General features: G+C 44.0%; 20 protein-coding genes. 6 read left to right on the top strand and 14 right to left on the bottom strand.

Annotation, left to right across the window (positions count from 1 at the left end; genetic code table 11):
- Nucleotides 1-120: 120 nt before the first annotated feature.
- The 3 genes from B7L15_RS16945 to B7L15_RS16935 all read right to left on the bottom strand — a co-directional run bounded on the left by B7L15_RS16945 (nucleotide 121) and on the right by B7L15_RS16935 (nucleotide 3169).
- Complete coding sequence (locus tag B7L15_RS16945) at nucleotides 121-1296, bottom strand: ATP-binding protein (protein ID WP_217808062.1); 1176 nt, start codon at nucleotides 1294-1296, stop codon at nucleotides 121-123.
- A 2-nt stretch (nucleotides 1297-1298) separates the two neighbouring features.
- Nucleotides 1299-2471, bottom strand: a complete 1173-nt coding sequence (locus B7L15_RS16940; protein ID WP_085920099.1) for an SIR2 family NAD-dependent protein deacylase — start codon at nucleotides 2469-2471, stop codon at nucleotides 1299-1301.
- 416 nt (nucleotides 2472-2887) lie between these two features.
- Nucleotides 2888-3169, bottom strand: coding sequence for a DUF427 domain-containing protein (locus B7L15_RS16935; protein WP_369596873.1), 282 nt, complete (start codon nucleotides 3167-3169; stop codon nucleotides 2888-2890).
- A gap of 340 nt (nucleotides 3170-3509) precedes the next feature.
- Here B7L15_RS16935 and B7L15_RS16930 point away from each other — a divergent pair, with 340 nt between their 5' ends.
- The 6 genes from B7L15_RS16930 to B7L15_RS16905 all read left to right on the top strand — a co-directional run bounded on the left by B7L15_RS16930 (nucleotide 3510) and on the right by B7L15_RS16905 (nucleotide 10431).
- A complete protein-coding gene (locus B7L15_RS16930) occupies nucleotides 3510-4241 on the top strand; it encodes a helix-turn-helix transcriptional regulator (RefSeq protein ID WP_085920098.1) in 732 nt (243 codons plus the stop codon).
- Nucleotides 4242-4428: 187 nt separating this feature from the next.
- Nucleotides 4429-5667 (top strand): 5-aminolevulinate synthase, encoded by a 1239-nt coding sequence (gene hemA, locus B7L15_RS16925; protein ID WP_085920097.1) that lies wholly within the window; start codon nucleotides 4429-4431, stop codon nucleotides 5665-5667.
- Entirely contained in the window at nucleotides 5651-6175 is a 525-nt protein-coding gene (locus B7L15_RS16920) for a GNAT family N-acetyltransferase (RefSeq protein ID WP_176243719.1), read from the top strand. The genes hemA and B7L15_RS16920 overlap by 17 nt, the downstream gene beginning before the upstream one ends.
- Complete coding sequence (locus B7L15_RS16915) at nucleotides 6172-7254, top strand: Gfo/Idh/MocA family oxidoreductase (RefSeq protein ID WP_085920095.1); 1083 nt, start codon at nucleotides 6172-6174, stop codon at nucleotides 7252-7254. Before B7L15_RS16920 ends, B7L15_RS16915 begins: the two co-directional genes overlap by 4 nt.
- A 50-nt stretch (nucleotides 7255-7304) precedes the next feature.
- On the top strand, nucleotides 7305-9161 hold the full coding sequence (gene asnB, locus B7L15_RS16910) for an asparagine synthase (glutamine-hydrolyzing) (RefSeq protein WP_085920094.1): 1857 nt from the start codon (nucleotides 7305-7307) through the stop codon (nucleotides 9159-9161).
- Between the two features lie 67 nt (nucleotides 9162-9228).
- A complete protein-coding gene (locus tag B7L15_RS16905; protein ID WP_254902973.1) occupies nucleotides 9229-10431 on the top strand; it encodes an MFS transporter in 1203 nt (400 codons plus the stop codon).
- Between the two features lie 308 nt (nucleotides 10432-10739).
- Here the strand turns inward: B7L15_RS16905 and B7L15_RS16900 are convergent, their stop codons facing one another.
- The 11 genes from B7L15_RS16900 to B7L15_RS16855 form a co-directional block, all read right to left on the bottom strand.
- Entirely contained in the window at nucleotides 10740-11306 is a 567-nt protein-coding gene (locus B7L15_RS16900) for a DUF1993 domain-containing protein (protein WP_085920093.1), read from the bottom strand.
- 200 nt (nucleotides 11307-11506) lie between these two features.
- Nucleotides 11507-12031 carry a hypothetical protein gene (locus tag B7L15_RS16895; protein WP_085920092.1) on the bottom strand — a complete coding sequence of 175 codons (525 nt, stop codon included), beginning with the start codon at nucleotides 12029-12031 and terminating at the stop codon, nucleotides 11507-11509.
- A gap of 83 nt (nucleotides 12032-12114) precedes the next feature.
- Nucleotides 12115-14451, bottom strand: a complete 2337-nt coding sequence (locus tag B7L15_RS16890; RefSeq protein ID WP_369596875.1) for a TrlF family AAA-like ATPase — start codon at nucleotides 14449-14451, stop codon at nucleotides 12115-12117.
- A gap of 243 nt (nucleotides 14452-14694) precedes the next feature.
- Nucleotides 14695-16056, bottom strand: coding sequence for an IS1380 family transposase (locus B7L15_RS16885; RefSeq protein ID WP_085918935.1), 1362 nt, complete (start codon nucleotides 16054-16056; stop codon nucleotides 14695-14697).
- An 87-nt stretch (nucleotides 16057-16143) separates the two neighbouring features.
- A complete protein-coding gene (locus B7L15_RS16880; RefSeq protein ID WP_085920090.1) occupies nucleotides 16144-16827 on the bottom strand; it encodes a hypothetical protein in 684 nt (227 codons plus the stop codon).
- A gap of 147 nt (nucleotides 16828-16974) precedes the next feature.
- Nucleotides 16975-17097, bottom strand: coding sequence for a hypothetical protein (locus tag B7L15_RS19875; protein ID WP_254902972.1), 123 nt, complete (start codon nucleotides 17095-17097; stop codon nucleotides 16975-16977).
- Between the two features lie 32 nt (nucleotides 17098-17129).
- Nucleotides 17130-17468 carry a hypothetical protein gene (locus B7L15_RS16875; RefSeq protein WP_085920089.1) on the bottom strand — a complete coding sequence of 113 codons (339 nt, stop codon included), beginning with the start codon at nucleotides 17466-17468 and terminating at the stop codon, nucleotides 17130-17132.
- Nucleotides 17469-17511: 43 nt separating this feature from the next.
- Entirely contained in the window at nucleotides 17512-17799 is a 288-nt protein-coding gene (locus B7L15_RS16870) for a hypothetical protein (protein WP_085920088.1), read from the bottom strand.
- Nucleotides 17800-17859: 60 nt separating this feature from the next.
- Complete coding sequence (locus B7L15_RS16865; protein ID WP_085920087.1) at nucleotides 17860-18198, bottom strand: hypothetical protein; 339 nt, start codon at nucleotides 18196-18198, stop codon at nucleotides 17860-17862.
- Between the two features lie 86 nt (nucleotides 18199-18284).
- Nucleotides 18285-18482, bottom strand: coding sequence for a hypothetical protein (locus B7L15_RS16860; protein WP_085920086.1), 198 nt, complete (start codon nucleotides 18480-18482; stop codon nucleotides 18285-18287).
- A 55-nt stretch (nucleotides 18483-18537) separates the two neighbouring features.
- Nucleotides 18538-18900, bottom strand: a complete 363-nt coding sequence (locus B7L15_RS16855) for a hypothetical protein (RefSeq protein ID WP_085920085.1) — start codon at nucleotides 18898-18900, stop codon at nucleotides 18538-18540.
- Between the last annotated feature and the right edge of the window lie 8 nt (nucleotides 18901-18908).

Genomic DNA, 18908 nt, shown 5'->3' with positions numbered 1-18908 from the left:
CGTCAGCACCGATCAGCACGGTGGGTTTTGGCAATAACGGGCTTGCGAAAGCCAACTTGCACGGGGCGAATGATCAAAAAGTGCTCGCTGGCGGTGATAGGGAAAGTGTCGGCGCCGGCTTCACGGATTCAGGATCATGAAAGAAAGTCGATTGTCCCTACGTAGAACTTTAAGCTTGTCTAAAACGGAAGGTACAGGAGATTTAGCAAGGTCAGTATTTGAAAGGCTTATATGCCCAGCGTTGGTAATCCTGCCACCCTGTATGTATCTGACATGACTTTCAAATTCATCTAGGCAAAACGGCCTAGGCTTATCTCGATCGAATTCCAAAATGTCTGATGTATCTTTGCCATCACAAAGATCTGAATCATCAAAATTTTCTAAATGGTTCAGCGCATCAGTACCAAACTCTCTCGGGCAAGGTTTTATAATTCCAGCAGCAACCATTCTCGCGTGAGCAAGCGCTTTTTGAACTACGTTATTTTGACTTGTAGCACTCCTTTCAGTCTTTCCGATAATCAAATTAGTAAATTCATCGCTAGACATTAACCAGTAAGGAAGCTTTATTTCTTCTTGGTCATCTTGACCTGCTGCAATATCGTATGCGCGATACTGAACCGACCGCTCTCGAAAAGCCGAACCATATTCACCGTGAGGGTCGATAACTACTATTTGGGGCGACAGTTCCTCATCGTTATTTTTATGGAAAAGGACACTATGAATTATCGCAGCTACAGTTCCAGATTTACCCGAACCCGTAGAGCCTAATACAGCACAATGCATACCAAACATCTTATTAATATTGGCTCTGCAAGCCGTAGATTCAGATGCGCTATAAACCGCAAAGGGCACTAGGGGATCAACTTCTTCGTTTCTCACTCCCTCCGCAGACTGGTAAACATTAGCAACCTCTTCGTTAGTTAATATAAAAACACCTTGCTGAGGCAGTGGGTAGGTTTTTATACCTCGCCTAAAAGACAGCTTAGATTCAGATGCATTCCAACTGCCTTCAGCTAATAATTGAACCTCCATTACACGCTGATCAGAATCAGCATTGACTGGTTTACCTGACTCAATCAATTCCTCTGATCGCATTCTGAGCATTGTCACTAAGCCGAAAATTATTTTTCGTCCATAGTGAATTTTAATCATACTACCTATTTGTCCTATCGGATAAACGCGGCCATTAAAAGTTCTAGTTAATTCTGATATTTTATCAGATATTTCAACCTTTATATTAGTGCCGGTTACTTCAACCACCTGCCCAACTTTTAATTCATCAACTGGCGTAAACATAGTTATACCTCGCACCCATTTTTAAGAACTGATGTGACACCTCTAAATGTCCACCAATAATCTTCTTCACATTTTCTTTTGAATGGCCCTTGGCCTCCGACATAAAGACCATGCTGAGAAGCGATGATAACTCGTTGGCCAAAACTTGATTGCCGCCATTTTTCCAAACAAGCGGGGACTTCATATTTGCACTCTAAGAACGCAACGAGAACAGTTTTATTTTCCTCTTTAGACAAAGCGAACTCAATTTCGTTATTTATGTGATCGTCTCCAAAGCTATAGCCACACACCGCCAAAACATTACTATTCGTCGAGTTTAGGGCTTTTCTAAACAAATCGAACTGCGTAGAAAATGGGTCCTGTTGAGTGGCAATGTACTTTGTAGCTTGAGGATAAATTAGAACTCTACGATCTACTTTTGGGTAGCGGTCATTGTCTCTGACTCTCCATACATGTCCTTTATCGCAAAGGAACCAATCTATTGATCCATGCATTTTAATCAAATTTGCACGCTGTCCATTTAAAGGCGTGGGTTCTCCGTACCTTTGTGTGCGATGAGCTACTGCTCCTCCCGAAAACCCATCCCAGTAAGGGACTTTATTTAGTGCTAAGGCGTCTTCCAAAAGGGTGTCATAGTTTGTTGTAAAAATATTAACTGTTTTCCTTCGCTCATATACACCAGCCGACGCATGGTTAAACAGAGCATCAACAAATTCTAAATGAGATTCAATATCGACAATTGGTGCAGATAAAGTACCTTCTTCAGCTGTCTCTCCATTTTCATCTTCAACATAACCACATCGAATAACATTTGATATACACTCTAGAATAGAGTTATGAGCTTCTACTAGACTAGTCAGACTTATTTCATTTCCATTAATTTTTGTTTTCTTTTCTTTACTCCTTTCGCACAAAGCTGCGTAGTCACCAATATGACTAAGGACATGCTCGATATGACAGTTTTCGGGCAATTCATCGATTAAGGGAGCAACTATTTCATCAAATAACTCCTTATTTTTATTTGCTATTTCTTTTTTAACCTTGTTAGTTAAAGGATACATCAGAGGCAATTTAGCATCGTAGCTGACACCTGCACCCATCAACCAATTTTGCTCATTGCACTTTAAGTGCTCCTCAATTTGAGCGAACAGCTCCTCATCTATCAATTTATCCATTTACAACTCCTTGAACTAATATTTACGATAATAGCGTGCAAAATTTTACAACTACCAAAGAAGCGGCGGGTATGCGTTCGCCTACTTTTTCTTATTAAATTAAATTTAGCCTAAGCAAGAAGAAGTGAAGGAGACTCAAGCAAGAACTGCACTTCATACCCTGAGTCTATTTAACTAAGCAAATCTCTCGATCACTGATAATTATTATCTCTAGATGGCTGTATAAAACCGAGCGCAATCACCCTCTAAATATATTTCTGTAGTGCTCATCATTTGCGTTCACTGTATTTTTCGATGCATGGGAGTACCTGTTTTCAACTTATACAGTGCTTTCGCAAAGATAGGCAAACAACATGCATATGCACACTATCCAGCACATCCACACCTTTCTCCAAGAAACGCCACCCTACCCGCTATCACTTCCATCCCTTCAATCGGCTGCTCGTAGCTCCAGGCAATTTCGTATTGTCGCCCAGCGAGAAATACACCGTATTGCCTTTAAAGGGGCAATAGGTCGTCGTTTCTGAGGTGGTAAACAAATCCATCCGCACGTCTTCACGCGGGAAATAGTGGCGTGGTGGGTAGCCGGTTTCGCGGAGTTCGAGGGCTTGGGTGGAGTCGGCAAGCAATTTGCCATCCACATGCACCTGCAAGCGCTGGTTAGCGTGGTGAAGCTCAATGCGTGGTGCCTGTGGCATTAGGTTGTTCCCTGCGGCGATTTTCGCTCTAGTAAAATTAGCCTAGCAATAAATGTCGTAGACGCATAGATTTACCTAATAACACTTTCGGCTACAGGTATGACCAGCGTTACGTTGCCTCTTGCCTGCTGCTTGCCATCTACATGCGCCAGGCGGAGCACCACGATGGCGAGGTGCCATTTGCGATACCCATGCCCGCAGAACTCGGTTTGGCATCAGCGCCTGCTTTCCGAAGCATAAAATGCCATGATAAGATTTTTGAACAATAAGAAATCATTTGCCTAGCAATAAGGGAATAAGTGATACCGGCTTTCTCACTTTGACGGATAGGGGCATAGAGATGATTAGTCAAACTGACATTGATGGAGTTATTTTCAATCATGAAATAACAGAAAATGCTAATAATATAACCAAGAAACTAGACCTTGAGTTGCAATCTTTGGGTGCAAAGAGGTACGCCTACTTTTATTCAGGACGTTTCGATGACCGACCTAACATAATTACAAACTTACCCAACGAATGGCTTTCTGAATACGAAGAAAATTATTTATACAATATTGATCCTGTCCTTGATATTTCTAAAAATACGGTATTGCCCTTTTCGTGGATGACTCAAGGGCTTAATAAAACTAACAACAACCAACTAGCAGCCAATGCTTTAAAATATAGAATTGTGAAAGGCCACACCTTTGTCTCCATTTCTCACAACAATGATATCGGTGTTCTCACAATCTGCGCTGACAAAAAAGACCCATATTTAGACTCAATAGTTGACGCCCACAAAGCTGAAATTCAATTTGTTTTACTAAGACACCATGAGAACTATGTAAAACAATATAAGCAAAACAGAAACATCAAAAGAAATGAACAGATAAAAAGGCTTTCTTGGAGAGAAAAAGAAGTAATAAACTGGATAGGCTGCGGCAAAACTTATTCAGAAACTGCCATAATCTTAGGTATTTCTGAACGTACAATAAAATTTCACGTAGCAAACATAAAAAACAAGCTGGATGTGTATAGCTCGAGACAAGTTATTTCAATTGCGTCTGAACATGGTTTGATAGGAAAATAATAAGATAGTTAGCCCCGAAAACAAAGCGGGGCTTTTTTCTGCCTAAAATTCACGCCCCTGACCCTAAGTACAGTTGCTGGTGCACCAAGAAGCGCTAGAATAATACTGTCTTTTGCAAAACTGATAGAAAAGATCATAAAAGCTTGATAACGGCTTTTATTGTCTAACTATTACACAGGGGGCTTGTATGTTTGAACATAATATTAAAAAGAGGTTAAGTGATTTAAAAAACTCCGGCCAGTACCGAGAATTCATTACTCTAAACAGGGTTTGCGGAAGCTATCCTCTAGCGCGAACACCAAGCGATTCATCATCTCATAACTCAATTGTTATGTGGTGCAGTAATGATTATCTTGGCATGTCGCAACATCCTTGTGTACTTGCAGCGATGCACAAAGCCATAGACGATTATGGTGCTGGCGCAGGCGGCTCACGCAATATCGGAGGCACGCATCAAAGCTACTCTGAATTAGAAGCCAGTATCGCTGACTGGCATGGTAAAGAAGCGGCTTTGGTCTTCCCTACTGGCTACAGTTCAAACGATGCCACCATCCAATGCCTTCTTCGCCTTACACCGAATGTACTTGTTATCAGTGATGAAAAAAATCATGCCTCAATCATCAATGGCGTTCGCTCCACAACGGTCGAGCGATCTGTTTTTCGTCACAACGATGTTAGCCACCTTGAAGAAATATTGGCAGCCCAACCACTAGATAGACCGAAGTTAGTTATCTTTGAGTCAATCTATTCTATGGATGGAGATATCGCGCCAATTGCAGAAATTGTTGCCATTGCGAAAAAATATCAGGCTTTAACCTATTTAGATGAGGTTCATGCAGTAGGAATATACGGACCTCGTGGTGCTGGAATTGCAGCTGACCTTGGTTTAGCCGACCAAGTTGATTTCATACAGGGCACGATGGCTAAGGCGGTTGGGGTCATCGGCGGCTATATCGCCGCATCTCACAACTTCATTGATGCCATTCGCTCCTTTGCTTCTGGCTTCATCTTCACTACAGCACTTCCACCAGCGATAGTAACAGCTTGCCACACCAGCATTTCCCATCTCATGACAAGCACGCATGAACGGCATGCCCTACATACTAAAACGCTAATATTACGAGACGCATTAAACAAATCGTGTATACCGGTCATGTCATGTTCACAGAGCCATATCTTGCCGGTACTGATTGGCGATGCGCGCAAGTGCAAAGCGGCTTCTGAAAGACTGCTCAAAAAGCATGGCATCTACCTACAACCCATCAACTCACCGACTGTGAAAGTTGGGACTGAACGCTTCCGGGTCAACGTCACACCAAACCATTCAATTGACCATATCAATGCACTGGTATCAGCACTTGTTGAAGTGCTAACGCATTTCGATGTCGACTTTGCAGAAGGGGATCGAGATGACGTACCTGCCTAAAAGCCATAATCACGTTCTATTTAACGTATGCCATGCTCGCCTAAAGGATATTGATGCGCTTATTCAACTCCGGGGACATCTGCTAGATGACGGACGGAGCAACTATGCCAGCCACTCGCCCGAGGAGAAAAAACTCTGGCGCACACACTATCGGGCGTGGCTTGAAAATATACTTGAGTGCAAAGACCAGACTCTAGTCGCAGTAGCCATTAATGAGCTTGAAAAGCCAATTGGCTGTGCTATCGGCATTATCGATCAACGAGCGCCGTGTCCAGGTGCATATAACGGTATGACTGGTTGGATACAGACGGTCGTAGTGGATCCGATTTTTCGCAACCTGGGAGTTGCAACTGCCCTTGTGGAGTTTATTCATAACTGGTTTCGGCATAATGGAATCACTAAATGGGTACTTCAAACAACACCGGATGCCGAAATACTTTATCAACGCCTCGGATACAGGGATACCGAAGAGAAAACGCTTTACTATATTGAGGTAGACAAAGCATGAATATTCTCATAGTTGGGCTAGGGTATGCAGGAAATCGGTTTCTTCGTGCTTTCAGATATTTGGATGAGCAAGGGCATTTCCATACTCCCCTGAAGCTAGCCTATGTTGGTCGAACAAAACGTGACAATACACTGCAGCATTATTTCTCCCTTAGTAAGGCTCTAGTCGCCTTTAACCCACAAATAGTAGTTGTCACGGTCAACGATGCAAATCATGCCGGTGTTCTTTCGCAGTTAAGGGATTACACAGGGCATGTGGTGTGTGAAAAACCACTAGTCACTGCGATCGATGACCTTGATGCAGTAAATGACGCACTGAGAGGTGTGAGCGGGTTCAGCTTTGATTTGATTGAACGTTATTCGCTCATTAGTACGTCACTCAAAAGTTTCATATTAGAAGAGGGACTCAAGTTACTGCGGAGCAATTTTCATTGGGGCAAGGATCGCATCAATGACAGACGCCCTACTTGCGGGGCGACCAGTGAAATCATTCATGCACTCGACCTGATCCAGTGGCTTTGTCCAAACGAGGGCCAGTTCAAGCTGCAAGATGTATCAGGTGTCATGTCTGACTTCTCGGTTTCAGGGAACCAAGTGATTGATACGGTTATATTTTCTAGTCGATTAGGTAATGCAGTGGTCACTGGATACAGCAGTTTCGTCAATATCGTTCGCCAACGCACTGTGGATTTGGTCTTTGCGAACCCATCAGGAGAGTTGGTGTATGCCCGCATGATTTTCGATACACCTAACTGGGACGAAGACAATCTACGTGTATGGAAACGTCTCGCAGGTGGCCAAGAAACCGAACTACTTAGCGTTTCAACTGAAGAGTCCCGAACGGGTACGGCTCTGCATACCATCTACAAGCTGGTGCATTTATGCCAGGACGTGCTCGATCAGGTTTACAAGCAAGCCCCACCAAGCATTTCTTCAGCAGACCTTACAACTGCTCTCTCGCTTCAGCGCCAGCTTAATGAAATTGATCGGCGCGCCAATTTAGTTGGCCCCGTCAAGTACGTGCAGGGTTCCAAGCGAACTTTCACGCAGGATGAATCAAGCCTTGAGGGGCTGGGTTAGTTCCTTCGCAAATAAAACGCTTCAATCCATTTATTAAAGAGAATCCGATTATGTGCGGAATAACAGGTTGGTTGTCATTTAAACGAGATATGAAATCAGAACAGGCCACTCTGAATGCAATGACAGCAACAATGTACAACCGAGGCCCCGACGCTGGTGGAACATGGGTTTCAGACCATATTGGGCTTGGTCATCGTCGCTTATCCATCATCGATCTTGAAGGGGGGCGTCAGCCGATGGTGGAGCGCGATTCGTCTGGGCAGGATACCGTGGTTCTAACCTACAGTGGTGAGGTCTACAACTTTCAGGAGCTCCGCTTAGAACTCCAGGCTCAAGGTCACGTTTTCGAAACACGAAGCGACACAGAAGTCGTTCTTAAGGCCTTTATGGAATGGGGTGATGATTTAGTAACCAAGCTCAATGGCATGTTTGCATTCGCTATTTGGGACGCCCGTTGCAAAGAGCTTTTCCTGTTTCGCGACCGGATGGGTATCAAGCCGCTTTACTACTTCCAGACACAAGATGGGATCGTTTTTGGCTCCGAACCGAAAGTTCTGCTTGCCAACCCGTTGGTACCGCGCCGGATTAAAGCTGATGGGCTCCGTGAAATACTTGAGATGGTAAAAACACCCGAGCACGCGATCTTTGATGGCATGAAAGAAGTACGCCCTGGGCAGGTTATTCGTATATCGCCCAACGGATTGGATAAGCGAACCTACTGGCATCTTGAGGCAGCGGAACATACTGATACTCAGGAACAGACCATAGCCTATACCCGTGAGCTATTAGAAGACATTGTTGATCGTCAGATCATCACCGACGTGCCTCTTTGTAGCCTTCTCTCTGGTGGTCTCGACTCTTCGATAATAACGGCCCTGGCGTCCAAGAAGCTGCTTGAAAAGGGCCATGAAAATATTCGGTCATTCTCCGTGGACTTTGAAGAACATGGAGCAGGCTTCGTAGAAGATGCCGTTCGTGGTTCGAGCGACGCTCTTTTTGTCTGGGATTTGGTAAATAGAATCCATTCTTCGCACGGAGAAATCGTTCTCAACAGTGCGGAGCTTGGAGACCCGGGGCTGAGACAGACGGTTATTCGAGCTTTGGATTTACCGCCAGCCTATTGGGGCGACATGTGGCCCTCGCTCTATCGTTTATTCCAGGAAGTGCGTAAACAATCGACCGTTGCTTTGTCTGGAGAGTCCGCTGATGAGGTCTTTGGTGGCTATCGCTGGTTCCACGATCCAGAAGCTATTGAAGCCGAAACATTCCCCTGGCTGACATCAGCCACAGGTAAGTACTTCGACGGTAAAACCCTCTTCAATCCGAGTCTACTCAAGCAATTAGATATGGAAAACTACTTGCATGATAGCTATCAGCAGGCGATTAGCGAAACGCCAGTGCTGCCGGGTGAAAATGCCACCGAGCAGCGCATGCGCCAGATGACCTACGTAAATCTAACCCGTTTCGTCCAAACACTGCTTGATCGTAAAGACCGCATGAGCATGGCTGTGGGACTAGAAGTCCGTGTGCCCTTCTGCGACCACCGCTTAGTGGAGTATGCATTCAATATCCCTTGGGAAATGAAAAGCTTCGATGGTCGTGAGAAGAGCATCCTTCGTGCTGCTACTGGAGATATTCTGCCTGAATCTATCTCCCAGCGTGTGAAAAGCCCTTACCCATCAACGCAGGATCCAGCCTATGAGAGGACATTACGTACCGAAATGGCACGCATCTCTAAGGATCCTAACGCGCCAGTCATGCAACTACTCGACCGAAAGCTTGTGGATCAAATTCTCGACCGTACGCTTGGCACGGTCTCCCCGATGTATGACCGCATGGGACTTGAATTAGCCACCGGACTCAACGCTTGGCTGACTGAATACGACGTCACTGTAGATATTCAGTAGCAAGTACTTACTCGGTTTTGGCAATTGCCAGCCTCAATTCAGATTTTATTATTTTTTGGAGGTAAACGTGAAACAGCAAAATATGGGGGCGGTTTTTCTGATTGCTCTGGGTGCCTTTGCACTAGGAATGGCGTCCTACGTCATTGCTGGGCTGGTGCCAATGATTGTCAGCGATTTCAGTGTGTCAGTTGCGACAGCTGGCCAGCTGGTTACGGCCTTTACGCTGGCCTATGGAATCGGATCACCAGTATTCGTTGCAATGCTTCCTGCCCATAAGCAGCGTTTGGGCCTACTCATTGCGTTGGCCATTTTTACAGTTGCAAATTTGGCCAGTGCGCTGGTAACAAACTATGCAGTACTGATCGTAACTCGAATTTTTGCTGGCGTTGGTGCGGGAGTGTACCTAGCCATGGGAATTGCAGCATCGGCTGCGCTCGTGCCAAAAGATAAACGTGGCAAAGCACTTGCAATCATTATGGGAGGGATGGCCAGCGGTACCGTCTTGGGAGTTCCTGCCGGACTGATGATAGCTGAGCAATTTGGATGGGCGTCAACAATGTGGCTAATTGCTATTCTGGGGCTTGTTTCAATGGTGGGTCTGGCAATAAAGCTCCCTGCACTTCCCGCCTCTGAAGCCTCTACCCTGCGAGAAAAATTTGCCATCCTTAAAGATAGAAAAGTCACATTAATTCTGACAGTTTCACTATTGGCAGCGGTATCCAGCCTTGGGCTCTACACCTACATCGCACCCATGATGGCTAATGAAAGCTTCGGCGGTATTTCAAATATTACTCCCTGGCTCTGGGTATGGGGTATTGGCGGCGTAGTGGGCAGTTTCCTTATTGGTCCAATAGCAGACCGAGTTAGCGGGCCAAAACTGGTAGTCATCATTATTCTTATGCTGGCAGTATCACTAGCAGCCTTGCCTTTCACTGCGGGAATTAATGCCTGGCTGGCAATGGTTCCAATTGCTATATGGGGTGCTGTGGGTTGGGCCCTACAAGTACCACAGAACAACCAGTTGATATCCGCTCGAGAAGGGCTTGGCGGCGGTAATGTAGCCGTAGCACTCAATGAATCTGCGCTTTACCTGGGTAGCGCAATTGGCGCCGCAGCTGGTGGACTGATTTTCGCCTTCCAGTTGGGGGGGTGGGCCCTGCCTTTTGCTGCCGCATCAGTGGCAGGGCTTGGCCTACTGTTGCAATTAGTAGCTTTGAAATCAGATGGTATTTTCAGCGCAAATAAACCTGCAAGCTGTAGCTCTTCCTGACTTTCGTATCAATGTGGCATGGCCTCGCTGCTCTCTAGTTGAACTTAACTAAGGCGGCGAGGCTCTGCTTGTATAGACTACAACCCGTTTCATCCACACAAGCGAGTTGGTCTACACCGGCATCCCCCGCGCCCGCGAATGGCTCACGGTGGTGGAAGCCAAACGTGGGATATTGAATGATGCGTTGACGAGGGAGGTTATGAGGGTGAGTGCGTACGCGGAGTAAAACCAGCCGGAGAACATTCGCTGGCTGTATGCTGAGCTCGTTCAACGGTTACGCTGCCACACTGCACGCCATAACCAAGCATTCAAGCTTTAGGAATCGTTTCCGGGCGAATATACGGAAACAGGTGCGCTACATAATCAGCTTTTCCAAGTTCTACCTTCTTGCTGCGCAATATGGAATAGGCGGTCATGATGTGAAAATAAAACTGACCCAGTGTCCAATCCCGCGCATATTGTTCCGCGGTTAAATCGAGAACCATGCCGTTGGGTAGTTCGTGCACCAGGGGCTTGTCCGCGCCTACATCCAACGCATCGTGGGAAAGGCCGTCGAGCAAAGCGGTGGTTTCATCAATACGCGTTTGCGCATCCGCGAGCGAGCCGGGTTGCTCTCCTGCGTTTCGACCTTCTTCAAGCAGTGCCATGATAGAGGCTGGCAGCGGCTTGTCTTGAAGCCGGTAGACCGCCTCTTGGACCTGTACACAAGCAAACCGAACCTGAGTCGACAGCGGATACATATCCGGCGCGAGACGTTCGGATAGCAGCGCTTGTGCGTCAGCTTCAGGCATTTGTGCCTGCGCCTTTTTCAGCCAGCTCGAAAGCGCACCAAGCATATGTGTATAGGTGGGAACCAGCAGTTGCGTTAATGACATTAGCGTTCTTCCTATTGAATCTATAGTGACAGAATGGTTGCTACCGCACGCTCATTTAATAAACTCGCCTGAGCGCACATGATAGCCATCAAGCCGTAAACCCTGCTAGCTACAAGCATTAGAACCCGTGTTCACCACACGCGTGGTGTTGGAGTGAAGTCGAAGCCTCAAAGGATGCGCCATAGCCGTGCATGGCTTTGTTAAGTATTTTCCTCGGCGCCAACCCGAAGTAAATCTATGAACTCTTGCCATTTTTTATCGCGTTCCTCGCCTTTGTATTTCTGCAACTCTTTGAGTGCGCGCTCATACTTGAACAAATCATCAATTTTATCTTTAGGAATATCTAAACTTGCACCAAGTTTATTTATTTTATTCCTTACTAGCGCCTTACTATATTTTGATGAGTTTTCATCACCCCACATACCCATAAGTGTAGAATTAGCAGCTATCAGCTCCGATAATATATAAGAAGTTTCTTTCAAAGATTCTTCCTTCGCATAAATCTCGCCCTTCGCTTGCTCAATTTTTTCGAGTGTAAGCTTTAAGTTTCTAACATCCAGCTCTTTAAGACGACTAAGAACCGGAATAACCACGCACACAAACGAAAGTAGTGATAATAAAGAAAAGTACCCTAAAACTCCAATTTTTTCATTAAGTAGCAACAGGGTGAATGTTACAAATCCAATTAATGCTACCAATATTGATATCACACCTTGGCTCTTCATCACGCACCTTATTCTTAACGCCTCAAAAGCTGGCACAGGTTTGCTGCTTCCGCTAACTTTTACTTATTAGCACATGGTTTGCTTTAAACATTGAACATCCTCTTATAGCGTTGTTGAAGAGCCACCTCTCCACCTTCCATTATTTCACAGACATTTCTTCGAACATTTACTTCTTGTAATGCACCAGAAGCTACAGGACTAATCTGACCTCGGTCTTCTAACGCGACCACATACTCCGAGTCACCATTCACAACAATATTTGGATTATGCGTTACAACTATAATTTGCCTATCTGACTTATTTTCATGAAGTTTTGTTACTATTAAGCTTGTTATAAGACCATTATCAAGATCATCTTCAGGTTGGTCCAAAACGAGCGGTTCTGTTCCATATGACAATAAGAACGAAAGTATTGCGGAAGCTTTTTGCCCCGCTGACCCTTGTGAAACATCTTTAAACCTATTTCCATCATTAAACTTTATTGTCAGCCTGTCTTCAGGAAACCATGTGCTTATGGAATCAAAATTTTGAGGCTGAAGCGAAGACATAAAATCAACAAACCGTTTACCCAACTTTGTATTTAATACACTACCACTGTTAAAATCAAAAACTTCTTGCTTAAAACAATGTATTTTCGATAGCCAAGGATCGAGGTTTTCAGATTCACTCGAACCCGGTGTAGAAGATAATTGCTTATTGAGATCAAAGAGAATTCCACACTCCCGATCCTGGTCAAATAGGTCTGCCGAAAATGCACCATCTGGACGACCAATAACGTTCCTAAATGAGTTCTCTAAATTATCAACATCAGAAAAAGGTGCGATCTCAATATGAATTGACGAGTTCCCAGCCAGATTTTTCTCTATAAAATTAATTCTATTTACAGTTAGTTTTTTCCTGCATTCAATTATTTCTTGGTAAGCATTATTTATCTGTGCAGTTAATTCATTGATTTCTTTCTCGAGAACACCCAGCTCCGCTAAAGATTTGTTAATCACTTCTCTTTGATTGATTAACCTTGAATATTCATCAGGACTTTCAACCCCTTGGCTTTGCAAGTCAGCTATGAGAGCATTATATTGCTCTTCCACGGAAACATGAGCTTGATTAAAGTCTGATCGAGAATACCAGCTCTTAAATTGATCTATTTCTTCACCAATTTGCTCTATGGCGCTATTAATATGGGCTTTAAAAGTGGAAGCAGCTTGATTCAAGCTTTGAATTTTATCAATGACTTCTTTTTCACTTTCAACATCCAAACTAAATGCTTCAGAATCAAACGAAATAATATTAGATGAATCAATCATCGACTTAATCTGGTTTTTTAGCCCCTCAACCTCTGCTTCATAGTGGTCAATAGCTGCTCTTTTAGATCTAAAATCCTGATAATTCTTTAGAATCTCAGAATGACCTGACTTCTCAATAGTTTTAATTTTTTGTTCTACATCAGAGAGCTGACCAAGAAGAATACTTTTATTAGCCAGTTTTGACTGAAGCTCCCTTTTCTGGCTACACAGTGTTTGAAAGTGAGCATACTTATCCTTCCACTCCATCTTCCATTGTTGATATCCTACGGTTGAAGATTCATCTATCAGTTTGAGAAGAGTGTTTGGATTCTTGGCAAGATTAAAAATTTGTTTCTGGCTAAAGATCTTTATTGGGAATCGAGAATACGCTTCACCCTCTTCCGCGATCCACGCGTCTCCATCAAAGCGAGAAATTTTTACTTGGTCGTTTTCCTTCGCCCACGTCAAGCAGTAATAAATGTTATCCCTCGAGTAAATACAACTTATATGAGTCCCGGCAAGCATAACACCCTCTGAACCCCTGCCAGATGACTCTTGAATGAAGCTTTCGAATGATCGTCTAATTTCATTATCAATACTTAAATCACGTAAATCTCTCCCTCTATCCATACCTAAACGGATAAATTCAAGTACAGATGATTTGCCACTACCTCGCCCCCCAATAATTGAATTCAACCACGGGTTAAATTCGATTGTTAGTGGAGATGAGCGACCGGCATACTTAGCATTTTCTATTCTCACGGAGTGTAACAACGTATTCGAGGCACGATTAGGGTTTGAGGTTTCTTCATCTGAACGAATTATCGAAGAGGAGCCATCGACTAGTGCAAGCTTAAGACCCTCAATGGAAGGGCGTGACATTTTTACCCAATTATATGCCCGTGCTATATCATTAGGGTGATGCGCATCCGAACCAATCACTAATGGCAAATCAATATTGAGGTTTCTGTATCTTGATAAAGGCGCATCAGGTCTCTCTTGGTCAGGGTAAATAACTTCAACGGCGCTTGCGAACTTGCAAACCTGTCTAATAGTGTGTGAAGAGTACTGCTGACAAAGACCAGCTTTCATATCAATGTGCGCAGGTATTGCTACGCCGCCTGCAGATAGTATTTCTTTAATTATCCTGAATCCGTGAAGCCGGCGCCGACACTTTCCCTATCACCGCCAGCGAGCACTTTTTGATCATTCGCCCCGTGCAAGTTGGCTTTCGCAAGCCCGTTATTGCCAAAACCCACCGTGCTGATCGGTGCTGACGGCCCGTTTTGTCATGCCTTTCCACCCGCCAGGCACGACATATCTGGCGATCGCGTGTCGCTTGGAACTGCTTGTGGATAGAGTGTCGCCGATTGACGGTCAGCATGGCGTTCCTCGTGGATAACGCAGTCGGCTCCGCAGCGTCTTGAGCACCGTCATGCGCCCGATATCCTGCCCGAAGTCGAGGATGATCTGCCGTGCCTTGTGAATCACGAGAGCCGCACGGTGCACCARCTCTTGTAGCACGGTGCGCAGCCGGCGCCGCTTGGCCGGGTGGCGAACCGGGCTCAGCTCGCCGGTCATGCCCAGCTGTCCCATCAGGCGCAGGATGTTGTAGGCCAACTGGGCGAGATGCAGGATCAGATCGTTGGTGGCGAACTTGCCGGACGGCAAGCGCTCCAGGTCGAGATCGGTCTTGATCTCGCTGTGAAACTGCTCATGGGTGGCATGCGCCTGGTAGCGYTTGATCACCGCCTCCGGCGCCTCGTCCAGGCTGGTCCACCAGCCTTCCAACTCATAGTCCGGTTCGAGCAGCAACTGGCCATCGCSATCGGCGGTGCGCTCTACCAGGCGCATCACGCGTTGGACGACGTATTCGGTCTTGTTGTCGTCGTGGATCGAGACGGTCTGCGTCCACAGCGCCTGGCGCTTGCCAGGACGCAGCTCTTCCCAGTAGTCCGCCGCCACCGCCAGCCAGGTATCTCGATCAGCCGTGGCCGAGCCRCGCGGGTTCCATTTGACGACATAGTCGAGCCGGCGCCCCTCGTCGGCAAAGACCTGGCGTTGCTGTTCGAGAAGCGCCAGGTGCGCCTGGCTGTCGAAGCCGCTGTCCTCGCGTAACAGGATCGGTTGCTTGGTCAGGCATTGGGCGCGAGGCAGTACCCGCTCCAGGAAGGCGTTGCTCTCCTTCATGGTGTGCTGCTTGCCAGGCCGCAGTTCCAGACCCAGGCACCACCCTTCGTTGCCCAGATAGGCGGCGATCGGGGTGTAGCCATCGACCTTCTGGTAGGTCCGCGAGACGCCTTCCTTCTTCGAGTTGCTGTTGTCCATGACGAAGGTGTCGATGTCCAGGCAGACGTGCGTCGTCTCGGCGGTGATCGGTGCTTCGATCAGTGACAGCAGGGTCGTGGACCAGGTGGCGGTGCGCGCCTGCAGGTCGTTGGCGGCAAGTTTTTCCAGCCGCTGTCGCAGCGTCGCCGCGCTCGGCACCTTCTGCAGGGTCAGCAGTTGTTGGAAGGGCTTGTCGCGGCGGAAGTTCTCGACAGCGTCATAGTCGCTCATGCCCAGACACAGCAGGCCCAGGTAGCTCTTGATCACGTCACTGGTGCGCATGCCCAGCGTGGTGGGGAAGCGGCTGTCGATGCTGTCGACGCCAGCGATCTCGAAGCATTGCCCGATGATGGACAGCCCGGCGTGGCTRGTGAGGGTGCGGCGACTGGCGCGGAACTTTATGTTGGGCATGGCACTGTCTGGGTGAATGGCGATAATGGCTATATTGCCATGCAGGTCAGTGGGTTAGAAGTGCTTCCGGGGGCCGGTCTCACGGATTCAGGTTTTTTTCTGTTTCTGCTTCGGTTCTTCTGGTATTTGGTCATGCTCAAGCCTTGTGTCAATTTTCTTTTCAAGAATATCTAAAACTGCTTCAGTTGCTTTCAAGCCATAACCTTCTTCATAAGCCTTTTCACCATAAAGAGCTTTAATATCGTTCTCTACTGCTTCTTTGATTTCTTTGTTTGTGCCATCGAAACCACCAGCTATATCATATGAATCACCATCTTTTGATACAATATATTCACCATCTTCGTCTTTGGCAAGGTTCAATACAGCTTGGTATTGTTTACCGTCAACATCAATATCTAACTCATAAATAGCGAAGCCTTCTTTCTCAAACTCATTTATGAAAGCACTTTCTATTTTCGGTGTGATATTGTTCTCGACTGCATTGAAACGAACGTGACTAGGTAAATCATCACCGATATTTTCTAAAAGTCTTTCTGCTCTATAAGTAGCCCTTTCAGAACCACCGTGGGTAAACACTTCTGAAGCTTGATTTATAACATCAAGGGCTGGTGTTTCAATTTCTACATACTCATTGAATTCAAGATTCACTCTACCCTCTGCTAACTTTTCATCTGTTAACGTATCCACGTAAGCTATATCTGCTCCAATCTGTTTACCTGTAATTGAGACAAACTTATCTAAATCATACTGTATTCTAAATCTATCTATCATAATTATTCTCCTATATTATTTTGGTTATTTATTAAACAACTTTAACCTTTAAAAGTTCCTTAATTATTGTTTATATTGTCGCTATAATATTTTTACTTATAAAATCAATATAACTTAATTATTAAACACTGTTAAAGAACTTTAAAGTTAATCTTTATTGTCTTCAAAAGAGATATCTTCATCAGCATCATCAAGCATCTTTCTTCTAGTTTCTTCGTCTATTTGTGCTATATCATGCCTCTTTAGCCAGTCTTCAAAATTTTCGCTCATATAGTAGCTCTCCTTTTTGTATGATATATTTTTTATAGGTTAATTTTTAAATGCTTACTCAATGAAGCTAAAGCAACACTCTTCAATAGTTGCTTAAATTCTTCTCTGTTTTTGCTTGCAATATAGTTAGCTCGGTTTCCTTCATAACTAATCACACGTATAGAATCATCATCATTATCATGGGAACACCTGAATACATCTGTTTTTAAAGACGTTATTAAAACAACACCACTACTAGCAACATCACTTTCTTGAAGTTTTATTATATTTAAAATTCTTAGATATACATCTAAATCAATCTTTGCGAGCTCATTTATGTGTAACATGTATATAAAACCTTTCTTATATCTTTTTAGAAAACTGTTCGTCATATTTTTCTCCTTTTTTATATCTTCAATTTGATGGTTATACTTTCTATTCAGCGAAACGAATTCCTAACTGCTGTGTCACCATATCCCCGTAAACACAATTTTCAGCTATATAAATCGCTTCCTTTTTATCATCTTCACCTATGAAGTGGTTAGTTAAATCAAGTATCATTTTTTTAGGTAAAACATCGTGAGACTGTGGCACTCGATATAAACCTAACCAAATACTCAACTTGATTTCTCTGCTTTCACCTCCGTAAGTAACGATTACGGTTCTTTCATCTTTGAAAACAACTTTCGCTTCGTTAACAAACTCATAAACTTCATCTTCCATATTATTCTCCTTATTTTTGGGCTCCAGCGGAATTACTGAAGCCCACTCGCTAAGTATTTATTAAACTTGTACTTCTTCTACTGACTCAATAGCTTCTAACATTAAATCTTCAATCTTACTTGATGCCTTATCCATAACAGCTAAATAAAGCAATAAAGATACATTGTCTTTATCAATATCCTCATCTAGCAATTTATCTAAGCAACCACCTTTAGCATATTTAAAATTATAAGTGTCATCTTGGCTACATACTTCCATTTCCATATGTTCTTTGTTGAGCAAGAATTTAATAACTGTAATAGAACTCTTTACATCCATATCTTCAATTTCTATTTTATTTTTTAAAAATGCAATTACCACATCACTCATATTATTACGTTGTTTTACTTTAAAATTCATAGTTATTCTCCTTTTTTAGACAAAGCTTCTCTATTAGCTTTAACGGAATTGTTAAAACTATTATATTACTTTTAATATTTAAATAATTATGCTGCTTCTACATTCAAGGCAAGTTTAGAACACACTGCTTCAAATATTTTATCTGATAACTCTCTATGCTTAACACGGCAAGCAATTACTAGTTTTAAGTGATGGACACTAACATTTTTATAATAATATTCATCAATAATAAAATCTGAAGTAAAATCAACAAACCATTCCTCTTTTTCTTTATTTTTTGTCATAGCCTCTCCTTTTATGAAGGTAGCTAAATACCACCTTCTTTATTTTTAAATTTAATTATTCAAAATCTTCTTCTGTAAGACTAGCTGCATTGATATACCCTTCAATTTCAATCATTAGAAATTGATTGAGCTCAGTTTTAATAAAAACCTGCTCATCTACATTGAGAGTCTTATTTTCTTTGGCTTCAATCTGCTGAACCAGATAGTCAATAAATGGCTCAAAATCGCCCTGAATTGGTTCTTCCCGCTTGATAGTAGACACAGAAGACATAATGCTTCCTTTTCTACTGATACCATATATAAGGCAAAATTCTTTATCTTCTGGACTCATGACAACAGCAAGGTGTTTACCGTTATCTTCCGTTTCAGTAATCATACCTTTAATTAAATCTGGATATTTTTTCTTAATTACATTCATTCATTTCT

Origin of the sequence: Halomonas sp. CSM-2, from assembly GCF_002119345.1 — a bacterium.
In the GTDB taxonomy this organism is placed as follows: Bacteria; Pseudomonadota; Gammaproteobacteria; order Pseudomonadales; family Halomonadaceae; genus Vreelandella; species Vreelandella janggokensis.
Note: the sequence above shows the minus strand (reverse complement) of the source record. Positions and strands in the feature narration are given on the sequence as shown.